This is a genomic window from Ruegeria sp. AF7 (genome assembly GCF_056541885.1).
The window spans coordinates 121,234-140,390 of record NZ_JBQFYX010000005.1 but is presented as its reverse complement, the minus strand read 5'-3'; the positions used below and the strand labels follow the sequence as shown (position 1 = coordinate 140,390).

Sequence of the window (19,157 nt, the reverse complement as noted above, 5' to 3'; positions counted from 1 at the left end):
TTCTTATCGGGTAGGCTGCGTAATGTTATTGAAGAACGAACGGTGAGAGTTTTACATGTTTCGGCATTTGCCCCCGCAAAGTTCAGCAAACCAAGACGACAACGCTGGCCGCAGAAACCCGGTATCTGCTAAGTTATCCGATTTTTCTGGTGACCCCGGCAGGATTCGAACCTGCAACCTGCCCCTTAGGAGGGGGCTGCTCTATCCAGTTGAGCCACGGGGCCGTGCCAGGCTCTCTGTAACCGGGATTTTCCGGGTTGTCATCGCCTTTGCACAATTGTTGTACACACCGACCTGTTCACGCTACCATCGGACAAAACAACAACGCAGGTGCCTCCCGTGAACAGTGAAACCAAACGCCCGCTTACCCTTCGTGATGTGTCCGAAGCTTCCGGAGTATCCGAGATGACGGTAAGCCGGGTTCTGCGTAACCGGGGGGATGTGTCCGACGCCACCCGCACCCGCGTTCTGGCCGCCGCCAAGGAGCTTGGCTATGTTCCCAACAAGATCGCGGGCGCATTGGCGTCCAGCCGGGTTAATCTGATCGCGGTGATCATCCCTTCGCTTTCAAACATGGTCTTCCCCGAGGTGATGACAGGCATCAACCAGGTGTTGGAAGACACCGAACTGCAACCCGTGGTGGGTGTAACCGATTATCTGCCCGAGAAAGAGGAAAAAGTGCTGTACGAGATGCTCTCGTGGCGGCCCTCTGGCGTGATCATTGCGGGGCTTGAACATACCGAAGCCGCACGCGCCATGTTGGATTCGGCGGGTATTCCGGTGGTCGAGATCATGGACACGGATGGCAAACCGGTAGATGCGATGGTGGGGATCTCACATCGTCGCGCCGGGCGCGAAATGGCGCAGGCAATCCTGAAGGCCGGGTATCAGCATATCGGTTTCATGGGTACCAAGATGCCGCTGGACCATCGCGCACGGAAGCGGTTCGAGGGCTTTACCGAAGTTCTTGGCAAACACGGGATCGAGATCGAGGATCGCGAGTTCTATTCCGGCGGATCGGCCCTGGCCAAAGGGCGCGAGATGACCCAGGCCATGCTGGAACGCTCACCCGAGCTGGATTTTCTGTATTACTCGAACGATATGATCGGGGCCGGTGGCCTGCTGTACCTGCTGGAACAGGGTATCGATATTCCGGGACAGATCGGCCTGGCCGGGTTTAACAATGTCGAGCTTTTGCAAGGCTTGCCCCGAAAACTCGCGACGATGGACGCCTGTCGTCTGGAAATCGGCCGTCAAGCCGCCCAGATCATCGCCGAACGTCTGGAAAATCCTGATACCGAGATCGAGACACGCGTTACTCTGACCCCCACGATCAGTTATGGTGACACGCTGAAACGGCGATGAACACACCCCTGAAAAGGCTCGACAATCGGGCGGCACGGGCGATCTTCATGGACCGACACGCGTTGGGTGAACAACCCTCGGGTTCGGCCAAAGGTGTCGCGCTTCTGGATCTGATCCAACGGCTTGGGTTTGTTCAGCTTGACAGCATCAACACCGTTGCCCGAGCACATGACATGATCCTGTTCTCGCGCAGGCCCGCCTATCGCAGCGCCAACCTGAAAAGGCTCTATGAAAGGGACAATGCGCTTTTCGAGCATTGGACGCACGATGCAGCGGTCATTCCGATGGAGTTCTATCAGCATTGGCATCTGCGCTTTCAGCGGGATGCGGATATGTTGAAGGCACGGTGGAAGAACTGGCGGCGGGATGGGTTCGAACAGCAGTTTGACACTGTCCTGCAACACATCCGCGACCATGGGGCGGTGTCGTCATCGGATGTTGGCAAGGATGAAAAGAAGGGCTCGGGTGGGTGGTGGGACTGGCACCCATCTAAAACCGCGTTGGAGTATCTGTGGCGCTCGGGTGCCCTGACCGTCGTTGGTCGGGATGGGTTCCAGAAACGCTATGATCTGACAGAGCGCGTGATTGAAACACATCTCTGCCCCGGCAGCACGCCCTGTGATGCCGAGGCGACGCTGGATTGGCTGTGCAACGCCGCATTGGACCGGCTGGGATTTGCAACATCCGGAGAGTTGGCGGCTTTCTGGGACACCGTCAGCGCGGCTGAGGCAAAAGACTGGTGCGCAGCGGCACTGGAAAGTGGCGACATTGAAGAAATCGAGGTTACCTGTGCCGATGGGCGCTTGCGCAAGACATTCGCACGCCCAGATCTGACTACCGAAGTACCGCAGCCACCAGGCCGCATTCGCGTGCTCAGCCCGTTTGACCCCATGCTGCGCGACCGCAACCGGGCCGAGCGGCTGTTCGGCTTTCACTACCGCATCGAGGTTTTCGTCCCCGAGGCCAAACGAACTTATGGATACTACGTTTTTCCGCTGCTCGAAGGCGACCGTATGATTGGCCGTATCGATATGAAGGCCCACCGCGATCGTGACTTGCTGCACGTCAAAGCGCTCTGGCCCGAGCGCGGGGTGCGCTGGTCAGATGCCCGTACCCGACGCCTGAACGCCGAGCTGGACCGGGTGCGGCGACTTGCTGGTGTGGAACGTGTGACGTTCGCCAAGGACTGGCTGAAAGAGCCTATTTAGGGTCTATTCTGCGTCTGACAGGGTCAACTTGACCGGCTCCAGCCCATCAATCTCACCTGTCAGAACATCCCCTGCAACGACTGGGCCAACACCAGCCGGTGTACCGGTCAGGATCAGGTCACCGGGGCGCAGGTGGTAAAAGCCGGACAGGTGCATGACAATCTCGTCGATCTTCCAGATCAGCTCCTCCAGGGTCGCGTTCTGGCGCAACTCTCCGTTTACGCTTAGCTGAATGCGTTTGTCATCCTCCGGGGTCCAATCGGCAGCTGGTGTCAACGGGGCAAAGACCGCTCCGTTTTCGACGTCCTTTCCCAGATCCCAGGGCCGCTGCTTGTTGCGCTCGCGGATTTGCAGATCACGACGCGTCATATCCAGGGCGCAGCCATAGGCATAAACGGCTTCCCACGCCTGCGCACTGGTGGCACGAAACACGGGCTTTCCAATGGCCAATGCCAATTCCATCTCATGATGGTAATTCTCGGTCCCGGCAGGATAAGGAACCGTCGCACCCGAGAGTACGGTGTTCGGGGCGGATTTGGTGAAATAGAAAGGTGCCTCGCGATCCACCTCATTCCCCATTTCGGCGGCATGGGCGGCATAGTTTCGACCGACGCAGAAGATCCGTCCAATGGGATATCCGGCTGCCGCGCCGACAACGGGGATGGTGATCGGGTCCGGAAGCGAAAAAAGGCTGTTTGGCATGATAATCCCTGAAGGTTGCGTAGCTGCCATATTACGTCTGCCAGACCCTCCAGCAAGCCCGGAAAACACGCTGTATTTCGCCAATCTCGAAGTGGTGTTTCAGCGTGAAACGGCTCAATTCTGACCTGATTGACTGACGCCGTGTCAAAAATTGGTTTCATCAGTTTTTATGGTCTCACCAGTACACAAACAGGTCGAAACAACTCTTGGCTCAGTCAAAAGCCGGGCAAAATCCTCAGGTGGTCAGGACCGCTCCGATTTCGGTGCGGTGTCATAATTCAGAACAGCAGCTTTGGTAAAGCATTCCACCAAAGTGACGTCGGCAAACCATAGGCTGACCCATTTACCGGTCGGCTAAGCCTAAATCAGTTTCGGAGAGTATAGGTGCAGGCCCCTCCCCCAAGGGCCGAAAGACCCTGTTCAGAGCCACATCACAGGCTTTTCATGTACTCCGAAGCACAGGCCGGACCGTCAGGTTTGACGTAACCGGTCTTGGGCCAGGCACCAACGACCAGTCCGGGTCTGGCCGCCCCGTCGGAGACTCCCCCTACAGTTTCCGGCGGGGTCACTGCCGAAGACATCTGATGCAGTGCCGATGATCAGGATTCGAGGTCTTTCAACTCGTTCAGCAGATCCAGCAGGAGTTCATGCTTGTCCGGCCCAAGCTGAGATCGAATACGTTCTGCCTGAGCCGTGCTTGCAGCCAGATTGGCGCGAATGATCTGAACCCCTTTTGTGCTGATCTCAACAACCTGACGTCGTCGGTCTGCCGGATGGCTGCGCCGCGTGATCAGTCCACGGGTCTCCAGCTTTTGCAGAATGCGTGTCAGGCTTGGCAGCAACAGGCAGGCGCGATCAGCGATATGGGTCGGCTCTTGCGGGCCTTCTTCATTCAACACCCGCAACACGCGCCACTGCTGTTCCGTGACGCCAGCGTCAGCCAGCATTGCTCGAATGGGTCCCATAACCTTTTCCCGCGCCCGCAAAAGCGCAATGGGCAAAGATCGCGACGTCAGAGGGAGATCGTCGGTCATAAGAAAATTATCACCGAAATCCGGGATATAAGCAAGCAACCCGACACGCAGCAGCAGCGCCCACTCCCGTATTCGCACGTTATGCGGGCCGATTTCAGGCTGGACAATTAGGAACGACCGTTGATGATGCGACCGAGGTCCATTTCATGTCCTTCTCACCTGCTCCGGCTCAAATATGAGGTTTCAGCATGTCAGCCCCAAAGAATATGTTCAAACAGGCTCTAATAAAGGGCGAACAGCAGATTGGTTGCTGGATGAGCTTTGCTGAATCCGTCACCGCCGAGATCATGGGAACCGCGGGTTTCGATTGGCTGGTGATCGATGGTGAACATGCGCCAAATGAGATCCGCTCGATCCGGGATCAACTGACAGCTTTGGCCGGTAGCGCATCTCATCCCGTTGTTCGGGTCCCTGTTGGAGAGACCTGGCTGATCAAGATGGTTCTGGATGCTGGTGCCCAAACAGTACTGGTTCCGATTGTCGAAAGCGCCGCGCAGGCGCAGGATCTGGTCCGTGCCTGCCGCTATCCACCGGACGGGGTGCGGGGTGTTGGTGCAGCCGCATCTCGTGCCACGATGTATGGGTCGACAAGCGACTATATCCAGACCGCAGATCAGGAAATCTGCCTGTTGTTGCAGGTGGAAACCCGCGCAGGAGTGGCCGCGTTGGATGACATTCTTCAAGTCGAAGGTGTGGATGGCGTTTTCATCGGTCCCGCTGATCTGTCAACCGACATGGGGTACAAGGGCAACAGCGCCGCACCCGAGGTGCGTGCGGTCATCGCGGACGCCCTGGCCCGGATCAAGGCCGCAGGCAAAGCGCCGGGCATCCTTGCCACCAATAACGAAGCGCGTCAGGCCTATCTGGACATGGGCGCCCAATTTCTGGCGGTCGGCATTGATGTGATGCTGCTGGCACAGGCGGCACGCGCGCTGGCCGCGCAATGGAAACCTTCCTAGACATTCAAGTGCGCATGGCCGCAGCGGCCTGCGCATAGCCGCCCGAGGCTCCATCAACAAAATGCACATGGTCATCCCGTGTGGCCGAGGGGACGATACATGTCATCATCGCCTCGTCCTGTGCGTGCAAACCGTATCTGATTTTCCCCCGGCGACGCGCCTCTTCAAGCAGGTGTTCGATTTGGCGCAATGTGTCCGGATCGCAGTCGAGCGTCATTTTCAACCCGTCATCAAACTTTCTGTAATCGGCATTGCTGCTGACCATATGTCTGTAATGGTCCGGCTCAAAGCGTCCCATCCGCAGGCCAGTTTTGAACAATACCGCGATCAACAGGTTCTGAACCAGCAGGACGACTTTGTGCAAAATCACATGACGCCCGTTGCGCGACACATGTGCGTCAATGTCAAGGCCGGGCGGAGGCCATGTCATGGGCGGACCCTTTTCCGACACCGGATGGCCTGCGCGCTCAAGCGCTTCCGACGCGGACAAGACGGATTGCGCAAGATCGGCAAAGTCCCGTTCGGTTGCTGACGGTGTGGGCTGTACGACCAGTGAAACGATCTGACCGTGACGGGCCGGGCTGTTGGACCACCTGCAAGACAGGCCCGTCAGATCCGGCTGTGCACCTGGCCCTGCGGGTGTGACCATGTTTTGCCCGGCTTTCATCCCGGCCTCGGCCCAGGCCAGACCACCGCCGGAAAACATAGCGTAATCCACTCCGGTAGAGGGTGCATAGCGCGCAACGCGCAGATCCTTACCCGCTTTGCGAATATCAGCCACCGACACCAACGCCGCCCGCAATGGCATAGAGAACTCTTCATCTGCCCAGCGCCGCAAATCCGCCAGCGTAGCCCGGGCGGTTTCAGCTTTTCCAGGCGGGACAGCAAACCCCGCCCCATCGCCGCCAAAAACATATGGAAACAACGCGCCGTCCATTGCATTGATCATGGCCGAAATGACCGCAGCGCCCACAGTATTGACGGTCTTGTACCGGCCCCGCGCAATTTCGCCCGTTGAATCGACAATGTCGGCAACACCCAGAACCCAATCATCGGGCAATTTTGAAAACTGCGCAGGATCTGACAGACGGGTAAAATCGCGCTGCAAGGGAAGGTTTTCGTAAAATGCAGACTGGAGGTCTTTCATGCTCCCCCTCGGAATCAATGTTTTGACAAAGATAGCCGTAAGGCGAGCCATGTCCTGATTTTGAAACATAATACACAGGCTTGTGCGTTGCATCACGGCGTGCCAAGCATTTTCCTCGGACGAGCAGGAAAGGGCTAAATATGCAGGCAGGTTTGGTGGTTTTATGCCTGGGCTATGTGCTCAGCCAGTTTTTCCGTGCCTTCCTTGCGGTTCTCAGCCTGGATCTGGAACGTGACATCAGTGCCGCGCCCGAAGATCTGGCCTTTGCTTCCGGTCTTTGGTTTATCGTGTTCGCGGTCATGCAGATCCCGGTCGGATGGGCGCTGGACAGGATTGGCCCCCGCCTCACGTCCGCCGCGCTGCTTCTGGTGGGCGGGGCAGGTGGAGCGGCGGTTTTCGCAGTCGCAACAGCGCCCCTGCACATCAGCATAGCCATGGGCCTGATCGGTGTCGGGTGCTCTCCGGTCCTGATGGCCTCCTACTATATCTTTGCGCGTGAATACCCCCCGGCGCGGTTTGCGACATTGGCCGCCGTGATGTTGGGCGCAGGGTCCGTTGGAAATCTGGTGGCTTCTTATCCAACCGCGCTTGCCGTGGAATGGATGGGGTGGCGCGCAACGATGGTCGGGCTGGCCACAGTGTCCGCCGCAATCGCATTGGGCCTGTGGCTGACTGTTCACGACCCGGCGAAGGTCGAAACAGAACACAAGGGATCCCTGCTGGATCTGCTGAAAGAGCCTGCCCTGTGGCTGATCCTGCCCCTGATGCTGGTTGCTTACGCCCCCGCTGCAGCGCTGCGCGGGCTGTGGGCCGGGCCGTACCTGAATGACGTTTTCGACCTCAGTTCCACTCAGATCGGCACCGCAACGCTGATCATGGGCGCGGCTATGATTGCGGGCACTTTTGTCTACGGACCGCTGGACCGTATTTTTGGCACCCGGAAATGGGTGGTTTTCGCTGGCAACGCTTTGGGTTCAGTTGCGCTGGGCCTGCTCTGCCTGTGGATTGATAATGCAATATGGCTGTCCGTCCTGCTAATGGCCGTCGTCGGCTTTACCGGTGCCAGCTTCCCGGTCATCATGGCCCATGGCCGGGCGTTTGTTCCTCCGCATCTGGTAGGGCGCGGGGTGACGCTGCTAAACCTGTTCGGCATCGGCGGCGTTGGTATAGCTCAATTTGTCACCGGGCGTATTCACGCAGCCACCGTGCAAGACGGACCAACCGTACCCTACACGGCAATATTCGGGTTTTTTGCGGTCACCCTTGCCATTGGTTGCGTGATCTATCTATTCAGCCGGGATAGTGTGGATTGACGCAGCCATCAGGAGAGTCCGTTGAAAGACCCCGTTGTCATAGCCCCAAATCTAAAACGCAGACTTTCGGGCGTAACAGCGACCATCGCAAGGCTGGTTCCTCTGCAGGCGCAATGGATCGACATCGCCGCCACTGGACCGGGTCTGCCCGCCGACACGCCGCACATCCCGCTGGGTCGACTGCCCTTCCTGTCGCGTCGAAAAAGGCGGGTCTGGCACGCACGCCGCAACACCGAGATGTTGCTGGGGCTTATCCTGCGCGATGTATTCCGGTTAAAGCTCAAAATGCTGTTCACAAGCGCGTCCCAAAGGCCGCACACAGGCTATACCAAATGGCTGATCGGCAAAATGGATGCGGTCGTTGCAACCTCGCGCAAAACCGCAGGGTATCTTGAGCGAGACTCGCAGGTGGTGATGCATGGCATCAACCTAGAAGACTTCGTTCCACCTTCAGACAAGGCCGCCGTCCGTGCTCGGCTGGGGCTGCCGGATGGGGTACTGTTAGGGTGTTACGGCCGCATTCGACACCAAAAAGGCACGGATGCCTTTGTCGACGCCATGATTGACTTGTGCGGACGGTTCGACACAGTGTCAGGCATCGTCATGGGCCGGGCAACCGAGAAACACACCGCTTTTCTGGCCGAACTGAAGGATAAAGTCACCAAAGCTGGCTTGTCTGATCGCATCCTTTTCAAGCCCGAGGTGGCGGTAGATCAGATTGCTGAATGGTATCAGGCCCTGGACCTGTTTGTTGCGCCACAAAGGTGGGAGGGGTTTGGTTTGACCCCTCTCGAAGCGATGGCCTGCGGTGTTCCGGTCGTGGCCACAGATGTCGGCGCGTTTGCCGAGATTATTACTGATCCGTCCTTTGGCAAAGTGGTGACCCCCGATGACGTTCCCGCCTTGGTCGAGGCGATTGCCCAAATGCTGAAAAGTAATGATTCCCTGTCACAAGCAGGCCAGGCATCCCGCGCCCATGTCGAGCAGCATTTCGGCATTCAGGGCGAAGCAAAGGCGCTGGTTGCGCTTTATGAACGACTTTTGAACGATTGAACCGCTTGAATTCGGCATCAGTCGTTGAAAACCCCGCTGATAGCCCTTTTTTCTTCGCCGCAACGCGGCTATGAACGCGCGTCCTTAACTTTGGAGACATGAAATGGGCTATCGCGTCGTAGTCGTCGGCGCCACGGGTAATGTGGGCCGCGAAATGCTGAACATTCTGGCTGAACGCCAGTTCCCGGTTGATGAACTTGCCGCCCTGGCAAGCCGTCGCTCGCTGGGTACCGAAGTAAGCTTTGGCGACAAGACCCTAACGACCAAAGATCTGGACACGTTCGATTTCACCGGCTGGGACATGGCGTTGTTTGCCGTGGGTTCCGAGGCGACCAAAGTCTACGCCCCCAAGGCGGCTGCGGCGGGTTGCGTGGTGATCGACAACTCGTCGCTCTATCGCTATGACCCGGACATTCCGCTGATCGTGCCGGAATGTAACCCGCAGGCGATCCACGACTACAAGAACAAGAACATCATCGCCAACCCCAACTGCTCGACCGCGCAGATGGTTGTCGCGCTGAAGCCGCTGCATGACCGCGCCAGGATCAAGCGCGTTGTTGTGTCGACCTATCAGTCAGTTTCGGGTGCCGGCAAAGAGGGCATGGATGAGCTTTGGGATCAGACCAAGGCCGTCTACAACCCTACCACCGAGGTCGCCCCGAAGAAGTTCCAGAAACAGATCGCCTTCAACGTCATTCCGCAGATCGACGTCTTCATGGAAGACGGCTCGACCAAGGAAGAGTGGAAGATGGTTGTCGAGACCAAGAAGATCGTCGATCCGTCAATCAAGGTCACTGCAACCTGCGTCCGCGTTCCCGTTTTCGTCGGCCATTCCGAGGCCGTGAACATCGAGTTCGAGGAATTCCTGGACGAAGACGAAGCCCGCGATATCCTGCGCGAAGCGCCGGGCATCATGGTGATCGACAAGCGCGAAGCGGGTGGCTACGTCTCGCCCATCGAATGCGCAGGCGACTTTGCCACATTCATCAGCCGCATCCGCCAGGATTCGACTATCGAAAACGGTCTGAACCTGTGGTGCGTCAGCGACAACCTGCGCAAGGGTGCCGCCCTGAACGCGGTTCAGATCGCCGAACTGCTGGGCCGTGAGGTCCTGAAAAAGGGCTGAGGGCTTTCAAAGCTGAAAACCCCTAAGGGTCGCCCTTTGCAGGCGGCCCTTTTTTGTGCTTGCAGTCGACCATCCGGGCTGCAACCCTTGCGGGAAGTTAGCCCCTGATTTCCGCGAGTGATTATGAGACCCCTGATTTACCTTCTGGCCCTTGCGCCCACTGTCCTGAATGCTGAAACATTTTTGATCGACACCAAAGTCAGTGAGGTCACGGTTTACCCCAGAGGAGCCGACATTATCCGCACAGGGGCCTACGAAATTCCTGCTGGCAACCATCGTTTGATCTTGCAGGGCATTCCCGCACGTGACGAAGATCAGTTGTTTTCAATTCAGGTTCTGGCCGAAGATCTGACACAAACCGCGTTGCTGCGGCGCTTTGAAAACCTTCCGATACAGGACCGCAAAAGCGAAGCTGTAATGCAGGCCGAGGACCGGATCGAAGCCATCGAAGATCAGATCACTGCTGTCACTGACAAGGCAAAAGCCACCCGTCTACGCGCCGAGGCTGCACGCCAATCCTTATTGTTTCTAGGTCAATTGGGACAGAATGAAGGTCTGCCTGCCGACCCAAACACGCTGCGTGAGATCACCCGCATGATCGCCGAGGAATCTCTGCGCGCCGAGCAAGAAGCCCAATCGGCGGAAATCGAAGCCCGGGGTGTCGAGCGGCAACTGGAACAGCTGGAAGAAGATTTGTTGATTGCTCAGGCTGATCTGGCAGCACTGATCCCCGAAGCTGATGACCATGTATTCGTTGCCATCGACGTGACCGCCGAAACAGCAACAAAGGGTGCTCTGACCGTGTCTTACATCGACTCCTATGCCGCAGAATGGTCTCCGGGATACGAGTTTCATTTGGCAACCGGCGACGCGCCCACAGTTCGGATCGACCGCAACATCCTGATCACGCAGGACACCGGTGAAAACTGGCGCGATGTTACGATGCATGTTTCGACCATTGCCCCCACAGGGCAGAACGCTGCATCATGGCTGCCTTCAGTACGACATTGGATACGCGAAACACCGCCACCGCTACCAGAACAGGGAAATTTCGGGAAATTGGCAGAAGCGGTTGTCGAGGCACCTGTCATAGTGGAAGAGACATCCATAGGCACGATGTTGACCTCGTCAGTAGAAGGCACCGGTATCACATACACTTTGCCAAATCTCATCTCGGTTTCCACTGGTTATGAGATTACCGAGGTCGCATTGGACTCAATCACCCAATCTGCCGAGGTTTTTGCGCTTGGCGTGCCCTGGCGAGATGACACAGCGTATCGGACCGCGCGGTTCACAAACCCAATGGATCAGAGGCTTCTGGAGTCGGCTGCCGCACGGTGGTTTGTAGACGATATTCTTGTTGCTGCCGGAGGGTCGCAGGAAATTGGCCCTCGGGAAGAAATCGAGATGGGATTTGGTCCCATCCATGGTCTGACACTGTCGCGACAGATCCTGAACCGCAGCAGCGGTGACACCGGGATCATTTCGCGGTCCAATCAACGGATCGAACAGGCTGAAATCAGCATTGAAAACCTGACGGACCAAACCTGGCCGCTGCGCCTTTTGGACCGGGTTCCATATTCCGAGCAGGACGATCTGGAAATCACCTGGAACGCCAATCCGCGCCCAAATGAAGAAAATGTGGACAACCAACGCGGAATTCTAGCTTGGGAGATGGGTATTGCCCCCGACCAAAAGGCAAACATCACCTTGAACCTTGAACTGAACTGGCCCGAGGGGATGGACCTGAGGTAGCTTCCAAAGACGCTCGGATTTTGCCGTCTAACTCATCAGCCGCACCCATCAAGGCACCGACCGGACCCCAAGCACCGGCAGAGCGCTGACGGCAATCCAAATTGCCGACCAGTTGACAAATTCAGGCGTGCTTGCCAGCTAATCACCGACCTGAACGCGATGGATGGGACAAAACAGACAACAGGTGGTGCCCCGCACAGGGCATCAGAGGCAGAGCATGGGAAATTCGGCCAAACGCAGAATTGGAAGATACCTGATCACAGGATGTACAGGCATTCTGGTTGGGCTTATCCTCATCGGGTTTACCGGACAATTCCTGGCGGTCGGAGATTCCTTTGCGCTTTTCCGCCCGCAAGCTGGCGTTCTGCTTTTGCCGTGTGCCGCGATCCTGCTGTATATGCGCGCCAGATACCTTGCTTTGGTCACCCTGGCCTTTGCCGCTGTTGCTGTGGGATCAATCGCAACCAGTTTCGCCGCCCCGCCCAAGGACTGCGACGGTCCGTGTCTGACCCTGTATCAAAAGAACCTCATGAGCCGGGCGTGGCCCCGGTATTCGCTGGCCGACGACATCATTGCATCCGATGCTCAGATCGTGACGTTGCAGGAAGTCTCGAGTCACAACCGCGAATACATGAGCAACCTGTTCGAGCATTACCCCGAAAAGGTGATCTGTGAGTTTCGTCCCGAACAAAACGTTGCCATCCTGACAACTTTGCCGATTGTCGAAGGGTCCGGGTTTTGCCTGAAAGGTCATGGTCTTGTCGGAATACAAGTCGAAGCCCCGGACGGGTCTTTGGTCTGGATCGTATCGATCCACCTGAACTGGCCTTTTCCTTATGACCAATCAACCCAAAGCCGGATCATTGCGGAACGCATTGCGGATCTGGATGGCCCGGTTTTGATAGCCGGGGATTTCAACATGGTTCCTTGGGGTGTAAGCGTCCGGCGGATAGCGGCGGCAGCAGACAACCAGAGTTTTGGGGCCGTCCTGAACACTCATGATCTTGGCAGCTGGCACCTACCGTTGCCAATCGACAACCTTTTGTTCCCGAAGGGAACAACCGGAACAGTCGAACTGCGTCCGTTCATGGGATCCGACCATTTCGGCAAATTCGCGCGGTTTCGTTTGGATTGATCCGCGAGGCCCCCGCTGCCTTGGTGGACATACCAGAACGTATGTCGCGATCCCAAGAAGGGTCTAGGTGTTATTTTCGATCAGCACTTTCAGATTATTCAACCCCCGCTCGTAATCGCCGCCAACCCATTTATCCATCATCACCCCCATCCAGCGGGACATGGGGTTGAGCCCCAGATCGGATTCGAACCCCCAAGTCACATTGGTTGAGTCACCATCGGGTTTCAGAGTGAACGAAGCCGACGCCGTGCCCATCTGCCCAAAGTCCAGATCTGTTTTGACCAGTTGATTTTCCACGCTTTCGACGATTTCCTGCGACCCCGTACCGACCTGTGCGTGATCCGAGCTCCAGTTCAACTTGTTACCGACACCTTCCTCGGGGCCACTGTAGCTTAGTTTCGTCTCCGGATCGCGTGACAGCCAGGGTGACCATTTCTCGGTCGCTTGCATGGAATTCACAAACGGAAAGATCACTGCAGCCGGGGCGTCGATGGTGATGCTGCGGGACACTTCCGCCTTGCCGGGCAACACGTATGAGACGGCGACGAACAGAAAAACAAGAAGGCACAGCCCTGCGAGAATTCGTTTAAGTATCTTCATAGCAAGCTCCAAAATCAAACGTCATGTGTGGAGCATACGAAAAAACGGCCCGGAATCAGAGCCGTATTCCGCATCATTTATTTGCTATGAACTGTCGTCAGACCGGAACGAATTTCTTCTGTATGGGGTCGAAACTCTCTAACCCGCCAGCACCTATATCGGTCCACAACCCGTGCAGGCTCAGAGTGCCTTTTTCGACCGCTGACGAGATGAACGGGAACGTCATCAGGTTTTCAAGCGACGCGACAACCGATTGGCGTTCCAGCTGTCGGGCTTGTTCGAGGCTGTCTTCGATATCAGCGACAAGTTCGAATTTTGGCTTCAGAATGTCCATCCAGCGGCCGACAAAGCTTTCTTTTGCATCCAGTTGCGGCGCCTGACCCTTGCACATGTCGATACAGCCCTGAACGCCACCGCATTGCGAATGGCCAAGAACCATCAGATGCGCAACCTTGAGAGAAGTGACGGCGTACTCGATTGCTGCGCTGGTACCGTGATGATCGCCGTCCGGCGCATAGGGTGGCACCAGATTGGCGATATTGCGGTGGATAAAGAAATCGCCCTGATCCGCACCGAACATCGAGGTCACATGGACCCGGCTGTCGCAGCAGGAAATCACCATCGCCCGGGGCCGCTGCCCTTCATCTGCCAGCCGCTTGAACCAGACCTGGTTTTCCGAATATGTGGTCGCTTTCCAGCCGTGATACCGCGTGACCAGATAGCTCGGCAAAGGTTTGGCAAATTCCATTACGGTGTCCCCGTTCTTGTCGCTGACCGATCCTCTAAACCGAATTCTAGGAAAATTCGAGTAATTATCCGGTTTCTCTGCAAGGTTTTGCAAAGGAATTTGCCACCAGTATCAAACCTGCGCCGTGGGGGCGTCAGAATTAGGGTGAATGTGGTGGAAAAAATTATCACGCTTGAACACAAGGAATCCGTCCGTCTGGATTCGGACCAACTAAGTGGCCTTTACCGTCAACTGGGCGACAAGAACGCGCTGGATGTGCTGTGCCGCACCATCGAAGAACTGGCAGTGCGCCTGTCGAACTGCGAACGCTTTTGGCGTCAGCGCGAATGGGCCGAACTGCGCAAATGCACAAGGTCCCTGGTCGCGATTTCCGAACAGGTCGGGATGACACTTCTGGCCAGGGTTGCAGGGGACGTGGCACAGGCCGTCGATTCCGGCGACGCAGTAGCAGCAGGCGCGACGCTGGGACGTCTGATCCGCGTTGGGGAGCGGTCATTGACAGCCGTCTGGGATCAACAGGACCTTTCCGTCTGACAGGGGTTGCGGGCAGAATATGCGCGGCTAGTCTGTGCACAGAAACAATCTGTCGAGGCGCCCATGACTCTGTCCTTCGCCCCATCCTCTGACCCTTCCGTACCGCTTCATGTGATCGCGCAGCCGGATTTGGACGGCTGGCTTCTGGATCAGCCCGAGCGCGTGCAATCCTGGGTCGCAGCAAACGGGTTTTCCGGTGCACTGGGGCAGGTCCTGCTTGTGCCAGCCACGAACGGCGCAATTGAATTCGCGCTGGCTGGTTACGGAACCGAAGACAAACGCGCGCGCAAACGGTTCCCTCTTGCCGCAGCGGCTTTGGCGTTTCCGGAAGGAACCTACAGCCTTGCTTCGGGCATTCCTGCGGATTTGTTGGAGATGGAGTGTCTTGGCTGGCTGATGACTGGCTATGCCTTTGATCGATACGCATCCCAGACCGGAGGGTCAGCGGCATTGATTGCACCTGACGGCATCAACGCCGCCCGTATCGAAGCCATGGCAAATGCCGAGGCTCTGACGCGCGATCTGGTCAACACGCCCACTTCGGACATGGGGCCGGATCAGTTGCAGCAAGCGGTCGAGGTTCTGGCGGATGAATTCGGCGCGTCTTGCAACGTGATCACCGGCCATGCGCTGCTGGACCAGAACTTTCCCATGATTCACACGGTAGGGCGGGCCGCGGAACAGGCCCCCAGGCTGATCGAGCTGAACTGGGGCACTAGTGGCCCCAGACTGACACTGGTGGGCAAAGGTGTATGTTTCGATACCGGCGGGCTGAATTTGAAACCGGGCGCATCCATGGGCCTGATGAAAAAAGACATGGGTGGCGCGGCCAATGTGTTGGGACTGGCCCGGATGATCATGGCGCTGAACCTTCCCCTGCAACTGCAGGTTCTGATCCCGGCCGTTGAAAACGCGGTATCAGGCAATGCCTTTCGCCCCGGTGATATCCTGACCTCACGCAAGGGCCTGACCGTTGAAATCAACAACACCGACGCGGAAGGGCGTCTGGTTCTGGCTGATGTGCTGACTTTGGCGGATGAGGGGAATCCCGATCTGGTGATCTCGATGGCGACGCTGACCGGTGCGGCGCGCGTGGCCGTGGGCCCTGATCTGGCACCGTTTTACACCGACGACGAAAGCTGCGCGATGGCCTTGGCACAAGCGGCCAAAACGTCTGCCGATCCGGTCTGGAGAATGCCGTTTCACACACCCTACGAGGCGATGATCGAACCCGGCATTGCCGATCTGGACAATGCCCCTTCGGGCGGGTTTGCCGGGTCTATCACCGCCGCGCTGTTTCTGCGCCGGTTCGTAGGGTCCAGCCGCTATATCCATTTTGACATCTACGCGTGGCAACCCAGCAATGAACCCGGCCGCACAAAAGGCGGTCTGGGTCAGGGAACACGCGCAGTGCTATCGGCCTTACCGGAGGTATTGGGGTTATGACGGATCACAGATTGCTCCCCTTCAACGGACGAGTAGCGCATTCATCGTTGAAAGGTCATATCGACGCTGACGATTTCACGGATGGTGAAACATATCGTATCCAATCGGTTGTGCGGGACGTTCTGGACAAACCCAATGGTAGCCGGCGGTGCCAAATGGTGTGTGGAGAAGTATTCATCATCTTGGAACGGACGCAGAACCACCTGTTCGGGTTTCGCGAAAAAGATGGCTATGTTGGATGGGTGCGACAGGAAATAGCGGTTCGGCCGCTTCAGCCAACGCATCGAGTTTCCGTGCCAAGGGCCGTTTCGTTGAAACACCCCGATGTGACCAAGAACGTGAATGAGCGGATACTGCCTTTTGGCGCTGGTGTTGAATACTGGCCGCGCCGCGATTCTGAACGCGAAAAAGCCATTCGTTCGACCGGGTGGGTTTGCGTGAAAGAAGAGGGCCACATTCCAACGCCGCGATACATTCGCGAAACACAGCTGGTCGAAAAAGACTGGGTGGGTTCTGATCCTGCAGCCATAGCAGAACAGTTTCTTACCACCCCTTACATCTACGGTGGCGATACCGGGCTTGGACTTGACTGTTCGGGCCTGATTCAAATCGCTTTTCATTCTTGCGGATTACCCTGCCCTCGCGATAGCGACATGCAAGCAGAGTTCTTCAAGCCAATCTCAAGCCCCGAGCTTCGCCGTGGTGATCTGGTGTTTTGGAAAGGTCACGTAGGCATGATGCTGGATCAGGACACGCTTCTGCATGCAAACGCACATCACATGGCTGTTGCCAAAGAACCTTTGGAAGACGCTATTTCTCGTATCGGCCGAAAAGAGTTCGGGGCTGTAACAGGATATGGGCGACATCCTGCGTCTTAGGCTCTAATCCGGGTTTACGGCCCGGATGAGCTTGCGTTCCAGCACCCGCAGTACCGCGCGCAGATCATGGCCGCGTTTCAGGATGCGGCCATCCATACCTATGACTGAGTACATCCCCTGCCGGGACTTCAGGCGCGGGTGCTTTTCGACGCGGTAGATCGGGTGCTCAGCGGTGCGACGGAAGATCGAGAACACTGCCATATCGCGCAGGTTTGAGATACCATAGTCTCGCCACTCTCCAGCGGCGACCATCCGTCCATAAACGGACAGGATTTGCGACATCTCATGCCGGTCAAAGGCCACGGGCATCTGCGCTGCGTTTGCCGAAAACCGGTTGGGAGGCTGCATGTTCATACCGCCAGCCTTGCCGGAAATCATGTTTGAATCAAGCCTGATGCGCTGTTGCCCGGCTTTTACAACACAAGTGTTACCGTCGACCAACCTGACGGCAAATCAGGATTACCGGCAGCAGGCCGACCGCCAGAATGACCAGCGACGGCACGGCTGCGCCTTCAAGTCTCTCATCCGAGGCAAGCCTGTACGCCTGTACGGCCAGTGTGTCGAAGTTGAACGGGCGCATGATCAGGGTGGCAGGCAATTCCTTCATCACGTCCACAAAGACGATCAACAGCGCGGTCAGCAGCGACGGCGTTAAAATGGGCAGGTGAACGCGCCGCAATGTTCCCAGCGGGGTTTGCCCCAACGAGCGGGCCGCGGCATCCATATTGGCATGAACCGTGCTTTGACCCCCCTCATATGCGCTGAGCGCGGCGGCAAGGAATCGCACCATGTAAGCGGCGACCAGCAACCAGATCGAACCTGTCACCAACAACCCAGTCGATACATCGAAGGTCTGCCGCATCCAGGCGTCCAACGTGTTGTCAAAGCTGGCGAAAGGTACAATCAAGCCGACTGCAATGACGCCACCGGGCACGGCATATCCCAGCCGCGCCATATAGGCCGTCGCAGACGACGCGCGCCCGGGTCTCAGGCGTTGAAAGAACCCGACACAGATCGCCGCAAAGACAGTGAAAACTGCAGCCGTTCCGGCGAGGATCAGCGAGTTCTGGATGAAACCGATATAGCGCCGCGACAGCAAGTTCTGTTCCGATTCCAAACCCATCTCGACCAGTATGATAACGGGCAGCAGAAACCCGAAGATAACGGGTATCGTACATAACAAGAATGCGGCGGCGGCGCGAAGACCGGTCAGATGTTCCGCCGGTTGGGCAGCATGTTTCTTTCCGGCCTGATAGTATTTTGCCTTACCGCGCTGGGTGCGCTCGGCCACAGCCATGATCAGCGCAAAGACAAGCAGGCACCAGGCCAGCTGCGCCGCCGCTGCTCGGTCGGCCATGGAAAACCAGCTGGTGTAAATCCCGGTCGCAAAGGTCTGCACACCGAAATAGGACACGGTTCCGAAATCGGCGATGGTTTCCATGATGGCCAGTAGCACACCACCGGCGATTGCCGGGCGCGCCATCGGCAGCGAGACGCGCCGAAACGCCAGCCATGGATTGTTGCCCAGCGCCCGAGCAGCGAGAAACGCCGAAGCACTTTGTTGCAGGAACGCAGCCCGCGCCAGCAGGTAGACATAGGGGTACAGCACCAGAATCAGCATCACCGCAGCGCCCCCGGTCGAGCGGATTTCAGGGAACCAGTAGTCGCGCGGCCCCCAGCCTGTTACATCCCGCAAAGTGCTTTGAACGATACCCGGATGATCCAGAATAAAGGTGTATGCATAGGCAAGCACGTATGCCGGAAAGGCCAAGGGCAAGACCAGCGCGATCTCAAGGATCCTGACGCCCGGAAAGCGGGTCATCGTCACCAACCAGGCAGCGCCCGTGCCGATACTGAACGTACCCGCCGCGACCAGCACCACAAGGATCAGGGTCGTCACGGTATAGCTGGGCAGCACCGTCTCCATCAGGTGCGAGATCGTATCTGTCCCCCCAGTCACCGCTGCCAGAACCACGGCCACCATGGGCAACAGGCACGCGGCAGCCACAAGATAGGCGACAGCGGCCAACAGCCGTGTGCCGCGTACACCGCGATTGCGTGATCCGTTTTCTGAATAGTCGATCTGGGTCATCATCCCGGCTTTTGATTGGCAAAGGCTTAGGGTCTGCCTTTAATCGACCAAAATGCTCGGAA

At 57.2% G+C, this 19,157-nt stretch carries 18 protein-coding genes and 1 tRNA gene; 11 read left to right on the top strand and 8 right to left on the bottom strand.

All coding sequences use genetic code 11. From position 1 onward, the window contains the following. Window positions 1-147 precede the first annotated feature (147 nt). Window positions 148-224 (bottom strand) — tRNA-Arg (locus ACR0AP_RS11950). 115 nt (window positions 225-339) lie between these two features. On the opposite strand from ACR0AP_RS11950, the gene ACR0AP_RS11945 reads away from it, so the two are divergent. Then, window positions 340-1,365 carry a LacI family DNA-binding transcriptional regulator gene (locus ACR0AP_RS11945; protein ID WP_267366879.1) on the top strand — a complete coding sequence of 342 codons (1,026 nt, stop codon included), beginning with the start codon at window positions 340-342 and terminating at the stop codon, window positions 1,363-1,365. Beyond that, the gene (locus ACR0AP_RS11940) at window positions 1,362-2,573 is read left to right on the top strand and encodes a winged helix-turn-helix domain-containing protein (RefSeq protein ID WP_480506908.1); all 1,212 of its coding nucleotides are present in this window, start codon (window positions 1,362-1,364) and stop codon (window positions 2,571-2,573) included. Before ACR0AP_RS11945 ends, ACR0AP_RS11940 begins: the two co-directional genes overlap by 4 nt. 3 nt (window positions 2,574-2,576) lie before the next feature. Here ACR0AP_RS11940 and ACR0AP_RS11935 read toward each other — a convergent pair whose 3' ends face one another. Together ACR0AP_RS11935 and hpaR are read right to left on the bottom strand one after the other, a co-directional pair. Further along, on the bottom strand, window positions 2,577-3,275 hold the full coding sequence (locus tag ACR0AP_RS11935; protein WP_480506907.1) for a fumarylacetoacetate hydrolase family protein: 699 nt from the start codon (window positions 3,273-3,275) through the stop codon (window positions 2,577-2,579). A 599-nt stretch (window positions 3,276-3,874) separates the two neighbouring features. Continuing rightward, a complete protein-coding gene (gene hpaR, locus ACR0AP_RS11930; RefSeq protein ID WP_209506956.1) occupies window positions 3,875-4,309 on the bottom strand; it encodes a homoprotocatechuate degradation operon regulator HpaR in 435 nt (144 codons plus the stop codon). Window positions 4,310-4,497: 188 nt separating this feature from the next. On the opposite strand from hpaR, the gene ACR0AP_RS11925 reads away from it, so the two are divergent. Next, window positions 4,498-5,268 (top strand): HpcH/HpaI aldolase family protein, encoded by a 771-nt coding sequence (locus ACR0AP_RS11925; RefSeq protein ID WP_480506906.1) that lies wholly within the window; start codon window positions 4,498-4,500, stop codon window positions 5,266-5,268. A 4-nt stretch (window positions 5,269-5,272) separates the two neighbouring features. Here the strand turns inward: ACR0AP_RS11925 and ACR0AP_RS11920 are convergent, their stop codons facing one another. Next, the gene (locus tag ACR0AP_RS11920; RefSeq protein WP_480506905.1) at window positions 5,273-6,415 is read right to left on the bottom strand and encodes a DUF3095 domain-containing protein; all 1,143 of its coding nucleotides are present in this window, start codon (window positions 6,413-6,415) and stop codon (window positions 5,273-5,275) included. Between the two features lie 140 nt (window positions 6,416-6,555). Here ACR0AP_RS11920 and ACR0AP_RS11915 point away from each other — a divergent pair, with 140 nt between their 5' ends. From ACR0AP_RS11915 to ACR0AP_RS11895, 5 genes are all read left to right on the top strand, one after another. Continuing rightward, window positions 6,556-7,728, top strand: coding sequence for an MFS transporter (locus ACR0AP_RS11915; protein WP_480506904.1), 1,173 nt, complete (start codon window positions 6,556-6,558; stop codon window positions 7,726-7,728). A 21-nt stretch (window positions 7,729-7,749) separates the two neighbouring features. After that, window positions 7,750-8,781, top strand: a complete 1,032-nt coding sequence (locus ACR0AP_RS11910) for a glycosyltransferase family 4 protein (protein ID WP_480506903.1) — start codon at window positions 7,750-7,752, stop codon at window positions 8,779-8,781. 103 nt (window positions 8,782-8,884) lie between these two features. Then, window positions 8,885-9,907 (top strand): aspartate-semialdehyde dehydrogenase, encoded by a 1,023-nt coding sequence (locus ACR0AP_RS11905; RefSeq protein ID WP_480506902.1) that lies wholly within the window; start codon window positions 8,885-8,887, stop codon window positions 9,905-9,907. A gap of 123 nt (window positions 9,908-10,030) precedes the next feature. Further along, a complete protein-coding gene (locus tag ACR0AP_RS11900) occupies window positions 10,031-11,662 on the top strand; it encodes a DUF4139 domain-containing protein (RefSeq protein ID WP_480506901.1) in 1,632 nt (543 codons plus the stop codon). Window positions 11,663-11,879: 217 nt separating this feature from the next. Further along, entirely contained in the window at window positions 11,880-12,797 is a 918-nt protein-coding gene (locus tag ACR0AP_RS11895; RefSeq protein WP_480506900.1) for an endonuclease/exonuclease/phosphatase family protein, read from the top strand. A gap of 63 nt (window positions 12,798-12,860) precedes the next feature. Here ACR0AP_RS11895 and ACR0AP_RS11890 read toward each other — a convergent pair whose 3' ends face one another. After that, window positions 12,861-13,397 (bottom strand): SRPBCC family protein, encoded by a 537-nt coding sequence (locus ACR0AP_RS11890; protein WP_480506899.1) that lies wholly within the window; start codon window positions 13,395-13,397, stop codon window positions 12,861-12,863. A 97-nt stretch (window positions 13,398-13,494) separates the two neighbouring features. Beyond that, window positions 13,495-14,145 carry a carbonic anhydrase gene (locus ACR0AP_RS11885; RefSeq protein ID WP_209506947.1) on the bottom strand — a complete coding sequence of 217 codons (651 nt, stop codon included), beginning with the start codon at window positions 14,143-14,145 and terminating at the stop codon, window positions 13,495-13,497. 144 nt (window positions 14,146-14,289) lie between these two features. On the opposite strand from ACR0AP_RS11885, the gene ACR0AP_RS11880 reads away from it, so the two are divergent. From ACR0AP_RS11880 to ACR0AP_RS11870, 3 genes are all read left to right on the top strand, one after another. Then, window positions 14,290-14,679, top strand: coding sequence for a hypothetical protein (locus tag ACR0AP_RS11880; RefSeq protein WP_480506950.1), 390 nt, complete (start codon window positions 14,290-14,292; stop codon window positions 14,677-14,679). A 63-nt stretch (window positions 14,680-14,742) separates the two neighbouring features. After that, entirely contained in the window at window positions 14,743-16,125 is a 1,383-nt protein-coding gene (locus tag ACR0AP_RS11875) for a leucyl aminopeptidase family protein (protein ID WP_480506898.1), read from the top strand. Beyond that, window positions 16,122-17,003 (top strand): C40 family peptidase, encoded by an 882-nt coding sequence (locus ACR0AP_RS11870; protein WP_480486995.1) that lies wholly within the window; start codon window positions 16,122-16,124, stop codon window positions 17,001-17,003. Before ACR0AP_RS11875 ends, ACR0AP_RS11870 begins: the two co-directional genes overlap by 4 nt. Window positions 17,004-17,006: 3 nt before the next feature. On the opposite strand, the gene ACR0AP_RS11865 is transcribed toward ACR0AP_RS11870, so the two are convergent. Together ACR0AP_RS11865 and ACR0AP_RS11860 are read right to left on the bottom strand one after the other, a co-directional pair. Then, entirely contained in the window at window positions 17,007-17,357 is a 351-nt protein-coding gene (locus ACR0AP_RS11865; RefSeq protein ID WP_209598949.1) for a DUF2794 domain-containing protein, read from the bottom strand. Between the two features lie 73 nt (window positions 17,358-17,430). Next, window positions 17,431-19,095: an ABC transporter permease gene (locus tag ACR0AP_RS11860; RefSeq protein WP_480506897.1), complete on the bottom strand. Its 1,665-nt coding sequence runs from the start codon at window positions 19,093-19,095 to the stop codon at window positions 17,431-17,433. Window positions 19,096-19,157: the final 62 nt, after the last annotated feature.

Bases quoted from the DNA above. Each gene is read 5' to 3' on its own strand.
- ACR0AP_RS11875 (WP_480506898.1), top strand. From the start codon at position 14,743: ATGACTCTGTCCTTCGCCCCATCCTCTGACCCTTCCGTACCGCTTCAT.
- ACR0AP_RS11920 (WP_480506905.1), bottom strand. From the start codon at position 6,415: ATGAAAGACCTCCAGTCTGCATTTTACGAAAACCTTCCCTTGCAGCGC.
- ACR0AP_RS11860 (WP_480506897.1), bottom strand. From the start codon at position 19,095: ATGACCCAGATCGACTATTCAGAAAACGGATCACGCAATCGCGGTGTA.
- ACR0AP_RS11885 (WP_209506947.1), bottom strand. From the start codon at position 14,145: ATGGAATTTGCCAAACCTTTGCCGAGCTATCTGGTCACGCGGTATCAC.
- ACR0AP_RS11865 (WP_209598949.1), bottom strand. From the start codon at position 17,357: ATGAACATGCAGCCTCCCAACCGGTTTTCGGCAAACGCAGCGCAGATG.
- ACR0AP_RS11895 (WP_480506900.1), top strand. From the start codon at position 11,880: ATGGGAAATTCGGCCAAACGCAGAATTGGAAGATACCTGATCACAGGA.
- ACR0AP_RS11935 (WP_480506907.1), bottom strand. From the start codon at position 3,275: ATGCCAAACAGCCTTTTTTCGCTTCCGGACCCGATCACCATCCCCGTT.
- ACR0AP_RS11890 (WP_480506899.1), bottom strand. From the start codon at position 13,397: ATGAAGATACTTAAACGAATTCTCGCAGGGCTGTGCCTTCTTGTTTTT.
- ACR0AP_RS11915 (WP_480506904.1), top strand. From the start codon at position 6,556: ATGCAGGCAGGTTTGGTGGTTTTATGCCTGGGCTATGTGCTCAGCCAG.
- ACR0AP_RS11900 (WP_480506901.1), top strand. From the start codon at position 10,031: ATGAGACCCCTGATTTACCTTCTGGCCCTTGCGCCCACTGTCCTGAAT.
- ACR0AP_RS11905 (WP_480506902.1), top strand. From the start codon at position 8,885: ATGGGCTATCGCGTCGTAGTCGTCGGCGCCACGGGTAATGTGGGCCGC.
- ACR0AP_RS11870 (WP_480486995.1), top strand. From the start codon at position 16,122: ATGACGGATCACAGATTGCTCCCCTTCAACGGACGAGTAGCGCATTCA.
- ACR0AP_RS11925 (WP_480506906.1), top strand. From the start codon at position 4,498: ATGTCAGCCCCAAAGAATATGTTCAAACAGGCTCTAATAAAGGGCGAA.
- hpaR (WP_209506956.1), bottom strand. From the start codon at position 4,309: ATGACCGACGATCTCCCTCTGACGTCGCGATCTTTGCCCATTGCGCTT.
- ACR0AP_RS11940 (WP_480506908.1), top strand. From the start codon at position 1,362: ATGAACACACCCCTGAAAAGGCTCGACAATCGGGCGGCACGGGCGATC.